This is a genomic window from Anaerotignum sp. (assembly GCF_045122575.1).
GTDB lineage: Bacteria > Bacillota > Clostridia > Lachnospirales > Anaerotignaceae > Anaerotignum_A.
On record NZ_JBGVHV010000151.1, the window covers coordinates 1 to 11,464 of the forward strand.

Sequence of the window (11,464 nt, forward strand, 5' to 3'; positions counted from 1 at the left end):
CGATCTGCAGAGGCAGGTCGATGATAGCCTGCAGTTCAAAGGAAACGGTTTTCAGCATTTCCACTTCGTCGATTTCAGGCAGCCCCACATTCACATCCAGAATGTGTACGCCTTTTTCCTGCTGAGCCAGACCTTCATTCAGGATATAATCGATGTCATGTTCCACCAATGCCTGTTTAAAGCGTTTTTTGCCTGTGGGGTTGATACGTTCGCCGATCAGAATCGGAGATGCGCCAAATTCCACCGCATGAGTATAGGAAGACACGCAGGTAATGTTTTTCTTTGTCACTTCCACAGGTGTCAGGTCTTTTGTTTTTTCCACAGTTGCGCGAATATAATCGGGAGTGGTCCCGCAGCAGCCGCCGCAGATACGCACGCCTTTTTTCACCAGTTCTGCCACATCATCGGAAAATTCATCGGGCAGCACATCGAATACAGTTTTGCCGTCCACATCTCTGGGAAGACCTGCATTGGGTTTCAGCAGAACAGGAACAGATGCTTTTTCCAGATACTGTTCCACGATAGGTGCCAGTGCTTTTGGGCCAAGGGAACAGTTCACGCCGATGGCATCCGCGCCCATGCCTTCCAGCATGGCAACCATAGCCGCAGGGGATGCCCCTGTCATCAGCTTGCCGTCTTCACTGTAGGCATTGGAAACCAGTACGGGCAGGTCGGAATTTTCCTTTGCTGCCAGCAGAGCCGCCTTTGTTTCGTAGCTGTCGTTCATGGTTTCAATAAAAATCGCATCAGCGCCGTATTTTACACCCAGTTTCACGGTTTCCGCAAAAACTGCCACGGCTTCTTCAAAATCAAAATCGCCATAGGGTTTCAGCAGTCTGCCTGTAGGGCCGATATCCAGTGCCACAAATTTTTCCTGTGTACCTGTACTTTCTGCCGCCGCTGTTCTTGCATTTTCCATGGCGTGTTTTACGATTTTATCCAGTTCATCCAATGCAAATTTCAGTGTGTTCGCACCAAAGGTATTGGAAATAATGAGGTTTGTCCCTGCATCGAAATACATCTTCTGCAGTTTCACGATCACCTCGGGATGTTCAAAATTCCAGCGTTCGGGGTGTTCGCCGGGCTGCAGACCCTCTGCCTGCAAAAGTGTCCCCATACCGCCGTCCAGATACAGGATATTCTGTTTCAGATATTCTAAAAATTTCATATACTTCATCCTCTGTAAGCACAATCAGCCTTCTGACATGTGCTGCATTTATTTTTCACTTCTATTTTTCCTTCACCGATCCCAATGATGGCTGTCACCGATTTGGAGGGAGACATCAGAAGACTTTCATTCAACGATAAACCGATCTTTCTGGGACAATCCAGCACACGGAACACATCCTTCTGCAATTCCAAAGGCAAATCGCCATAGCCGGGGCTGAAACGGGGGCGCAGCTGCAATCCTTCCCCTTTCAGCTCATCACAGAAGGCATCGCAAAGACTTTCGATCCGCTCTGCACCGATGGCCTGAAAAAACAGCGCCTTGGCAGGAGACAGGCTGGTATATCTGCGAATCAGCCTGTCGATCTCCAGTCCGATGGTCGCCGCAAAAACGATCACCTCCTCACAGCCCTCCAGATTTTTTCTCAGGGCTTTGGATTCCGTCTGCAGGAAACCGAAATCAAGGCTGTTTTCCGTTCTTTTCACTGGAAATCTGCCCCAGCAGACCTTGTATGTCAGTTTATTTTCTGCTTCCGCCCGACAGGCTTCAAACAATGCCCTCTCCTCCGGAGAAACCGCCTTCGGGTTCGCACCTGCATACCGCAGGCATTCCCGTTCATTCCAGTTTGGTACCGGATAACTCTTCGTGTAAATCATCAGCCCAGAAAATCCTTCACATTTGCCATGATCTTTTCGGCAACTTCAGGATTATTCATAGTATAAACGTGTACTGTTTTGACCCCGTTTGCATACAGATCAATAATCTGTTCTGTTGCATAGGCAATGCCGGCCTGTTTCATGGCTGCATCGTTGTTGCCGAATCTTTCCAGCAGCGCTTTGAAATGTCTGGGAATGAAAGAACCGGACATCTGGATAGAACGTTCCATCTGTTTTGCATTGGTCACGGGCATGATACCGGGGATCACAGGCACAGCAATACCCGCTTCTCTCACTTTATACAGATAATCATAGAAGATCCCATTATCAAAGAACAGCTGTGTTGTCAGGAAATCACAGCCTGCATCTACTTTTTCCTTGATATGGCGGATATCTTCGATCATATTTGCCGCTTCGGGGTGAACTTCGGGATAGCAGCCGCTGCCGATGCAGAAGTCGCCTTTTTCTTTCAGTTCACGAATCAGATCAATGGCATATTGATAAGCCCAGTTTGTTCTGTCCGCACCTTCCATTTCGGGTGTCAGGTCACCGCGCAGTGCCATGATGTTCTGGATACCTGCTGCTTTCAGTTCTTCAATTCTCTGAGCAACTACTTCCTTTGTGGAAGAAACCCCTGTCAGGTGTGCCAGAACAGGGACACCGCAGTTATCCTGAATATTTTTTGCAATCTCCAGCGTAAACTGGCTGGTACCGCCGCCAGCACCGTATGTAACGCTCATAAATGCAGGATCCAGCGCAGCGATCTTCGCTGTTTTTGCTTTTACGCTTTCCAGATTTTCAGGTTTTTTGTTAGGAAATACTTCAAAGGAAAGATTACATTTGTCTTTCGCAAAAAGTTCTGTTAATTTCATTGTTTTCTCACTCTTTTCTATATACATTTTTTATTATTTTTTCTTCCGTGCATAATAATTGATTATACCGCGAATACAGCCGGGAAAGCAAGATGTATACACAAACTTTGTATGAAAATCCGCACAATTTGCCGTCGTATTATTGTATTGATTTTCGTACACAAACATGCTATACTGTATCATTATTTATACAAAAGAAAGGAGGAGTTGCCATGCATGCAGCTTCCTGCCAAATTTATTCTCAAAAACTGAATGGACTGACTATCTTCCGCAGTCTGTTGAAAGAACCTCTGGTTCAGCACCTGCAGTCTCTGCTGAAGGCCTGTGGTGACAAAGACCCTGATGCAGTCATCTCCGCCTACGGCGCCTTTGCTTCTACCCTTTTTGAACGGGATACCGACCTGCCCAATGCCTTGCTGGAACTGGTACTGGAAGACGAAAATCATTTTCTGATTTCCGCCGCAAAAGGTGCCCCCTGTCCTGCTCCCGTTTCTCTTGCAGTACAGAAAGAACTGGAATTTTTCACAGAACTGGCTGCCTTTTCTCCCAAAGATGCCAAAGCATCCCTTTCCGAAGAAATGGCTGCCTTCCTGCCTGACTGGGAAAACAATCCTCTGGATTTTTATACATCCTATGCAGAACGGATCTCCCATGCCGCAGAAAAAGGCTATGGCGTTTTTGCAAAATATCATGTATTTTCCTTCGGAGCCGATGGCCTGCAGCCTGTAAAGCATCCCGATCCTCAGAGTCTTTCTCAGCTGAGCGGATATGAACGGGAATCCGGCATCGTCCTGCGCAATACAGAAGCCCTTTTAAAGGGCGGCACCCCCAGCAATCTGCTGCTTTACGGCGACGCAGGCACCGGCAAAAGTTCCACCATCAAGGCCGTTGCCAACGAACTGCGGGACAAAGGCCTGCGCCTGATCGAAGTGAAAAAATCTCAGCTGTTCCGTCTGCCTGCCCTGCTGGAACTGCTTTCTGAAAATCCTCTGAAATTCATCATCTTTATCGATGACCTGAGTTTCAGCAGCAATGATGAACATTTCGCCGCTCTGAAAGCGACACTGGAAGGCAGTGTGGCTGTCTGTGCGAAAAATACTGTTATTTACGCAACCAGCAACCGCCGCCATCTGGTAAAAGAATCCATGGGCGAACGCAGTGGTGATGATATCCACCTGAACGATTCCCTGCAGGAGCTGATGAGCCTGTCCGCCCGCTTTGGTATGACCATCACCTTCCAGAAACCCAATAAGGAAGGCTATCTTTCCATCGTAAAACATCTGGCAGAGGAATATGGTCTGGATATGCCCGAAGAGGAACTGTTTATCAACGCGGAGGCCTTTGCCATCCGCCAGAACGGCAGAAGCCCCAGAACAGCAAAGCATTTTGTGGAAACACAGCTGGCAAAATTATAATTTTTTCGAAAAAACAAAAAATCGAAAGGATCTTTACATTTCAGGAATCCTTTCGATTTTTTTATTTTCGAGATTTATTTCTTATTTCATGACTGCGCCTGTATTTGCAGAGGAAACCAGTTTCGCATATCTGGACAGCCAGCCGCTGGTGATTTTGGGCGCGGGCGCAACGTAAGCCGCTCTTCTTGCCGCAAATTCTTCGTCACTGACTTTTGCATTGACGCGATTGTTGGGGATATCGATCTCGATGATATCGCCTTCCTGCAGCAGGCCAAAGGTGCCGCCTGCCGCCGCTTCGGGGCTGACGTGGCCGATGGATGCACCACGGCTGGCACCGCTGAAACGACCATCTGTGATCAGGGCAACGCATTTATCCAGCTTCATGCCCGCCAAAGCACTGGTAGGATTCAGCATTTCACGCATACCGGGGCCGCCTTTGGGGCCTTCGTAACGGATCACCACAACATCGCCGGGGTGGATACCGCCTGCATAAATTGTTGCAATGGCTTCTTCTTCGCTGTCAAAGACACGGGCAGGGCCTTCGTGGCACAGCATTTCCGGATCAACAGCACTTCTTTTTACAACACAGCCGTCTTCCGCAATGTTGCCCCACAGAACAGCGATACCGCCTGTTTCACTGTAGGGATCATCGATGGGACGGATCAGATCATAATCTTTAACATAAGCCCCTGCAATGTTATCGCCCAGTGTCTTACCTGTCGCTGTCATAACATCCAGATCCAGCAGACCTTTTTTCGCCAGTTCTGCCTGTACGGCAGCAATGCCGCCGGCTCTGTTCAGATCGGAAATATGAGTGGAGCCTGCAGGTGCCAGATGGCACAGATTGGGCACTTTCGCAGAAATTTCGTTGAAAATTTCCATGCTCAGGTCTACCCCTGCTTCGTTGGCAATCGCCAAGAGATGCAGTACGCTGTTGGAAGAACAGCCCAGAGCCATATCGCAGGCTACTGCATTATAAATGCTTCTGGTATTGATGATATCTCTGGCTTTGATATCTTTTTCCACCAGATTCATAATCGCCATACCTGCCTGTTTCGCCAGCTGCATACGTCTGTTGGAAACATTTGGGATAGTACCGTTACCAGGCAGCGCGATCCCAACCGCTTCACAGAGGCAGTTCATGCTGTTTGCTGTATACATACCTGCGCAGGAACCACAGCCGGGGCAGGTGTTTGTTTCATATTCGTACAGTTTTGCATCATCGATGATGTCCGCTTTTCTTGCGCCTACCGCTTCGAACATTTTGGACAGGCTGACTTCTTCATTGTCAACCAGACCGGGCATCATGGCGCCGCCACTGCAGACAACAGCAGGGATATTCATACGCACCGCTGCCATGACCATACCGGGTACGATCTTATCACAGTTGGGCACCAGAACCAGACCATCCAGCGCATGAGCCATTGTCATGGTTTCCACGCTGTCCGCGATCAGTTCACGGCTGGCCAGGCTGTATTTCATGCCGATATGCCCCATGGCGATCCCGTCGCATACGCCAATGGCAGGGATCATAATAGGTGTGCCGCCTGCCATGCGCACGCCGGCTTTGACCGCTTCTGTCACCTTATCCAGATTGAAATGGCCGGGTACGATCTCACTGTGGGCAGACACAACGCCGATCAAAGGTCTGTCCAGTTCTTCTTTTGTGTACCCCATGGCATAAAACAGGCTTCTTGCAGGAGCTTTTTCCACGCCCTGGGTCACCTGTGCACTTCTCAGTTCCTTCATTCCATTTCCTCCTTTGTAAGAAAGGCGAGCCTCTAAAACCTAGAAACTCGCCGTATCTGTCAAATCTTATTTTTTCAGCCAGCTCATCATTTCTCTCAGTTCTTTGCCGACTTTGCACATCTGATGTTCTGCTGCTTTTCTGCGGGAAGCCAGGAATTTTGCTTTGCCGCCTGCATTCATTTCCTGAACGAATGTGCTTGCAAATGTACCATCCTGAATTTCTGCCAGAACCTGTTTCATCGCTTCTCTGGATTCTTTTGTGATCACGCGTTTGCCTGTTACATAATCACCGTATTCAGCAGTGTTGGAGATGGAATATCTCATCTTGTCAAAACCGCCTTCGTAGATCAGGTCAACGATCAGTTTCATTTCGTGGATACATTCGAAGTATGCCATTTCAGGTTCATAGCCTGCTTCTACCAGTGTTTCAAAGCCTGCTGCCATCAATTCGCAAACACCGCCGCACAGTACTGCCTGTTCACCAAACAGGTCTGTTTCTGTTTCTTCTTTGAATGTTGTTTCCAGAATACCGGATCTGCCTGCGCCGATTGCGGATGCGTATGCCAGTGCGAATTCTTTTGCTTTACCGGATTTATCCTGTTCTACTGCGATCAGGGAAGGAACACCGCTGCCTTTTGTATACAGGCTTCTTACGATATGACCGGGGCCTTTAGGTGCTACCATGGATACATCCAGATAATCTGCAGGCTGGATCTGGTTGTAATGGATATTGAAACCATGAGCGAACATCAGGGTGTCGCCTTCTTTCATGTGTTTCGCAATCTGGTTTTTGTAGATTGCAGGAGCCAGTTCATCGGGAACCAGCATCATTACTACGTTACCTGCTTCTGCTGCATCTTCAATATCCATAACTTTCAGACCTGCTGCTTCCGCTTTTGCAATATGGGCAGAACCGGGACGCAGACCAACAACAACATCTACACCACTGTCTTTCAGGTTCATGGCATGGGCATGACCCTGGCTACCGAAACCGATGATCGCTACTGTTTTGCCATCCAGCATACCTAAGTTACAATCCTGGTCGTAATATTTTTTAATCATGTTCATCTACTCCTTTTTCTTTTGTATATTTATAGTTTTTTATCAAATACCTGTTGTGCGTGTTTCCTCTACAGCGTCACGAGCCATACCCGTTACCCCTGTTCTGGAAACCTCTACGATGTCATATTCTTTCAGCATGCTCATAAAACCATCCAGTTTGTTTGGAGAACCTGTCAGTTCAATGACCATACTGTCTTTATTCAAGCCAATGACTTTGCCGCGATAGATTTCTGTGATCTCATGCAGCTCTGTTCTTTCTTTCTTGTTAGCCTTTACTTTGATGAGCAACAATTCTCTGTATACACTGCTGTCATTTTCCAGTACATAAACCTCTCTGACCGGTTCCAGTTTTTCCAGCTGGGTGATGATCTGATACAATACATTTTCATCATCTCCGCTGACCACCAGTGTGATCTTCGTAATCCCTGCAATATTGGTTTCCGAAGCAGTGATGGTGCTGATATTAAAACTTCTGCGGCCGATCAGACTGGAAACGCGGGCAAGCACATTGGGCTGGTTATCTACCATCAGGCAGATAACGGTACGATTGACTGCCTTTTTTACTGTAATCCCTTTCATGTCCCTGCACCTCCTTATTCCAGGATCATGTCTTCCACTGTTCCGCCGTTGGGGATCATGGGAAGAACTTTCAGATCTCTTGTAATGTCACATGTGATCCATACAGGGCCTTTTTCCTGCAGCGCTTCTGCAAAAGCCTTTTTAAAATCTTCTTCTGTGCTGACATGATATCCTTTTGCACCGAAACCTTCTGCCACTTTGGCAAAGTCTGTTTTTCTTTCCGGCGTTGTGGATGCGTAGCGTCTGCCATAAAAGGCTGTCTGCCACTGATAAACCATACCAAGCACTTTATTATCGAAAATAATCGTGATGATCGGCATTTCCTGGCTGACTGCCGTGCAGGCTTCATTCATATTCATGTGGAAAGAAGCATCCCCTGTAAAATGGATGACCCTTTTTTCGGGGTAAGCTGCCTGAGCACCGATGGCTGCACCATAACCATAACCCATTGTGCCCAGACCCCCGCTTGTCAGAAAATGTCGTGTTTTGCTGTGTTTTACATACTGGGCTGCCCACATCTGGTGCTGCCCTACATCGGTAACATAAACTGTTTCTTTATCTGTCATATCGCAGACATCACGAATCAGTCTGCCGGGATGCAGGCTTTCGCTGCGATATGCGACTTTTTCCTGCTGTTCCTGCCATTCGGCGATGCGTGCTCTCCATTCAGGGTGTTCCTTCTGTTCAATCAGAGGAAGCAGTCTTTCCAGAAAGTCCTTTACATCGCCAACGATATACTGATCTACCGGTACATTTTTATTGATCTCACAAGGATCGATATCCACCTGGATCTTCACTGCACCGGGAGAAAATTTTTCAATGTTCAAAGCAACTCTGTCGCTGAAACGTGTCCCCAAAGCCAGAACCATGTCCGCGTGGAACAACGCTTGATTGGCTGTAACGCTGCCGTGCATGCCGATCATGCCAAGGCTTCTTTCGTCATCATGTGGTACCAGACCTGCTGCCATCATGGTATGAGCTGCAGGAATATCTGCAGTTTCCATCAGTGCATGCAGTTCTTTTTCCGCCTGACGGGAAGCCGCACCGCCGCCGAAGTAAAGCACGGGACATTTTGCCTGATTGATGGCTGCTGCCACCTGTTTCAGTTCTTCGTCTGTCGCCTTGGGCATTTCCTTCAAAGGAAGGGGTTTGGCAGGCACATATTCGATCATTGCTGCTGTTACATCTTTTGTGACATCCACAAGGACAGGGCCTTTGCGGCCGCTCTGCGCAATGCGGAATGCCTCTCTCATGGCATCTGCCAGATCTTCAATACGATTTACAAAGAAATTGTGTTTTGTGATCGGCATGGTAATGCCTGTGATATATATTTCCTGAAAAGCATCTCTGCCGATCAGGGAATCTGCTACATTACTGGTAATGGCAACCATGGGTATGCTGTCCATATACGCTGTTGCGATCCCCGTTACCAAATTGGTTGCACCGGGGCCGCTGGTAGCAAAAACGACGCCTGTTTTCCCTGTGGCTCTGGCATAACCGTCTGCCGCATGGGAAGCACCCTGCTCGTGGGCAGTTAAAATGTGCTTGATACGATCCTGATATTCATACAGCGCATCATATACATTCAGTGCTGCACCGCCGGGATAACCGAAAACGGTATCCACGCCGTGTTCCATTAAAATTTCAAGAATCATCTGGGCACCTGTTTTCTTCATACGTGGTCCCTCCTCTTTTGTGACTTACTTTACATCTTCTGTAAAAATGATAGTCTTATTATACTCCTACAAAAAATACTGTCAATTCAGAAAAAAAACGGTAATAACACACTAATGCGTACAAAAATAAGTACAAAAATGTACGCACTGTACACACAAGCGTACATTTTAACCAAAATATTGTCTTCCTTTTTTCTGTTTTTTCTCCATCACCTGTACGCCGCACAAAAACAAGCTTCTTTCTGTCATTTTCACCCCCTATTTTGTCTGACAAGAAAAAGAGGAGGAACCTTTTTACGGCTCCTCCCCTTTTTGTGGCACGTTTTTATGTGATTTTCCGCTTCCCGCAATACTGACTGCACAATTTGTCTACACAAGAAGAACATTTCAGTGCTTCATTGGAATGTTCCCAAAACCGTTCGGGATACGCCATGATGCAGTATTCCCAAAGAAGGAATACGACCACTGCCCCTGTTACCAGACTGCGGGCATAAAATCCGTCTACAAAAAACAGAGGGCTGAACATCATCAGATGATCCCAGTTGAAGATCCGACATTCCGTACAGCAGCGGGTCTTCATAAAAATACGGAACGGGCACCAGATCAGTACACAGATCAGGTCGCAGACATAAAAAGCCGCACAGATGACCAGTAAGGCGATGTCTCCCAGAACATCAAATTTTTTCAGCAGCCCCAGTACCACGATCCCTGCCCCATAAATAAGAAATATCTGATAGGCAGCCTTTGTCCTTTCTCTGATATAATGACGCAGGCCGTGGCCGTCAAATCCACCTGCCACAGGAAGATATCTTTGACGAAATAATTTCTGAGAACCCAACGGCACATGCTTTTTTACATAAACCAGCTGCAGCAGCATATCAAGCATCCACGCCCCCCAAAGCACATGCAAAACAGAAAATCTTCCTGTAAAATCCTGCAGCACATCAAATTCCCGAGGACGCAGGATCCCCAGTAAAATGCAACCCGCCAAGACAACACAGCGTCCAGTCAGCTTCGCCATATACATCCTGCGCATGGGGGATATTTTCTTTTTCATCGCCAGCCCACTGACAGCCTTTCTGTCCTTTTCGAGCACTTTTCCTTCATTCATCTCTTTTGTTCCTTTCGAATCTTTCGCATCCATTTCTTCTGATATCATTCTAACATAAATTCCGAAAAAAGGACGTTTTTTGACAAAAGAAAAGGCCGATCCTTTCGAATCGGCTATTTTTTACGCTCTCTGTTTTCTGCGGCCATAACGCAGGGTCACTGCCAGAATCTCCTGCTGCAACGATTCTGTCAGATGTTCCTCCTTCACACGCCAGCGCCAGTTGATCCCTATGGTAGAGGGTGTATTGATGCGGCTGCGGTTATCCAGTCCCAGATAGTCCTGCAACGGAATGATGCAAAGATTTGCCTTGCTGCGCATCACCATTGCAATCATGGCCCAGCCCAGTTCCTCCGTCGGAGTATGAAAATCACAGAGATATTCCCGCACCCGTGTCCGTTCCTCTTCCGTGATGGAGCAAAACCATCCCTTCAGCGTTTCATTATCGTGGGTTCCCGTATAGACCACGCTGTTTTCCGGATAGTTATGAGGCAGATAATCATTGGCAGCGCCGGTATCTCTGGAGTCAAAAGCAAACTCCAGCACCTTCATGCCCGGAAAGCCGCTTTCCCTTACCATCTGCCGAACAGAATCCGTTACGTAGCCCAGATCTTCCGCGATGACGGGATGCCATCCCAGATTTTGCTCCACGCAGCGAAACAAATCGATCCCGGGGCCCTTTTCCCAATGTCCGTTTACGGCCGTGCATGCCCCATAAGGTATAGAATAATAAGCATCAAAGCCGCGGAAATGGTCGATCCGCGTCACATCATACAGACGAAACACATACCACAAACGGCTCAGCCACCATGCATAGCCCGTTTCCCTGTGATATTCCCAGCAATACAGGGGATTGCCCCAGAGCTGCCCCGCAGGAGAAAAGCCATCGGGCGGACAGCCTGCCACTGCCAGGGGAACGTTATTCTGATCCAGCTGGAACAGTTCGGGATGGGCCCAGGTATCCGCAGAATCCATGGCAACATAAATGGGGATATCCCCGATGATGCCGATGCCCCTTTCATTGGCATACTGCTTCAGGCGCCAGTATTGCTGAAAAAACTTGAACTGCAGATACATCTGAAATTCAATATCGAAATACAGCCTCCGCCGATAGCAATCCATGGAATAGCCATACCGCAGACGGATATCCGCAGGCCATTCATACCAGCATTGTCCGTC

Annotated in this window: 10 protein-coding genes; 1 reads left to right on the plus strand and 9 read right to left on the minus strand. The window is 47.8% G+C overall.

Annotation, left to right across the window (positions count from 1 at the left end; genetic code table 11):
* The 3 genes from ACJMLT_RS07300 to metF all read right to left on the minus strand — a co-directional run.
* On the minus strand, positions 1–1,168 hold a 1,168-nt coding region (locus ACJMLT_RS07300; RefSeq protein ID WP_405728753.1), incomplete at its 3' end, for a homocysteine S-methyltransferase family protein.
* A gap of 5 nt (positions 1,169–1,173) precedes the next feature.
* Positions 1,174–1,824: a Vitamin B12 dependent methionine synthase activation subunit gene (locus tag ACJMLT_RS07305; protein WP_405728756.1), complete on the minus strand. Its 651-nt coding sequence runs from the start codon at positions 1,822–1,824 to the stop codon at positions 1,174–1,176.
* Positions 1,824–2,696, minus strand: coding sequence for a methylenetetrahydrofolate reductase [NAD(P)H] (gene metF / locus ACJMLT_RS07310; protein WP_405728759.1), 873 nt, complete (start codon positions 2,694–2,696; stop codon positions 1,824–1,826). Before metF ends, ACJMLT_RS07305 begins: the two co-directional genes overlap by 1 nt.
* Positions 2,697–2,908: 212 nt before the next feature.
* On the opposite strand from metF, the gene ACJMLT_RS07315 reads away from it, so the two are divergent.
* Positions 2,909–4,111, plus strand: a complete 1,203-nt coding sequence (locus ACJMLT_RS07315; RefSeq protein WP_405728762.1) for an ATP-binding protein — start codon at positions 2,909–2,911, stop codon at positions 4,109–4,111.
* Between the two features lie 81 nt (positions 4,112–4,192).
* Here ACJMLT_RS07315 and ilvD read toward each other — a convergent pair whose 3' ends face one another.
* The 6 genes from ilvD to malQ all read right to left on the minus strand — a co-directional run.
* On the minus strand, positions 4,193–5,860 hold the full coding sequence (gene ilvD / locus ACJMLT_RS07320) for a dihydroxy-acid dehydratase (RefSeq protein WP_405728765.1): 1,668 nt from the start codon (positions 5,858–5,860) through the stop codon (positions 4,193–4,195).
* A 66-nt stretch (positions 5,861–5,926) separates the two neighbouring features.
* Entirely contained in the window at positions 5,927–6,919 is a 993-nt protein-coding gene (gene ilvC / locus ACJMLT_RS07325; RefSeq protein WP_405728780.1) for a ketol-acid reductoisomerase, read from the minus strand.
* A gap of 45 nt (positions 6,920–6,964) precedes the next feature.
* On the minus strand, positions 6,965–7,501 hold the full coding sequence (gene ilvN / locus ACJMLT_RS07330) for an acetolactate synthase small subunit (protein WP_405728768.1): 537 nt from the start codon (positions 7,499–7,501) through the stop codon (positions 6,965–6,967).
* Between the two features lie 14 nt (positions 7,502–7,515).
* Positions 7,516–9,177: a biosynthetic-type acetolactate synthase large subunit gene (ilvB, locus tag ACJMLT_RS07335; protein ID WP_405728771.1), complete on the minus strand. Its 1,662-nt coding sequence runs from the start codon at positions 9,175–9,177 to the stop codon at positions 7,516–7,518.
* A 325-nt stretch (positions 9,178–9,502) separates the two neighbouring features.
* The gene (locus ACJMLT_RS07340; RefSeq protein WP_405728774.1) at positions 9,503–10,288 is read right to left on the minus strand and encodes a hypothetical protein; all 786 of its coding nucleotides are present in this window, start codon (positions 10,286–10,288) and stop codon (positions 9,503–9,505) included.
* 120 nt (positions 10,289–10,408) lie between these two features.
* On the minus strand, positions 10,409–11,464 hold a 1,056-nt coding region (gene malQ / locus ACJMLT_RS07345), incomplete at its 5' end, for a 4-alpha-glucanotransferase (RefSeq protein ID WP_405728777.1).

What these genes read in the sequence shown, in the direction of transcription:
- ilvD (WP_405728765.1), bottom strand. Translation starts at nt 5,860, where the DNA reads ATGAAGGAACTGAGAAGTGCACAGGTGACCCAGGGCGTGGAAAAAGCT.
- ilvB (WP_405728771.1), bottom strand. Translation starts at nt 9,177, where the DNA reads ATGAAGAAAACAGGTGCCCAGATGATTCTTGAAATTTTAATGGAACAC.
- ACJMLT_RS07315 (WP_405728762.1), top strand. Translation starts at nt 2,909, where the DNA reads ATGCATGCAGCTTCCTGCCAAATTTATTCTCAAAAACTGAATGGACTG.
- ACJMLT_RS07305 (WP_405728756.1), bottom strand. Translation starts at nt 1,824, where the DNA reads ATGATTTACACGAAGAGTTATCCGGTACCAAACTGGAATGAACGGGAA.
- ACJMLT_RS07340 (WP_405728774.1), bottom strand. Translation starts at nt 10,288, where the DNA reads ATGAATGAAGGAAAAGTGCTCGAAAAGGACAGAAAGGCTGTCAGTGGG.
- ilvN (WP_405728768.1), bottom strand. Translation starts at nt 7,501, where the DNA reads ATGAAAGGGATTACAGTAAAAAAGGCAGTCAATCGTACCGTTATCTGC.
- metF (WP_405728759.1), bottom strand. Translation starts at nt 2,696, where the DNA reads ATGAAATTAACAGAACTTTTTGCGAAAGACAAATGTAATCTTTCCTTT.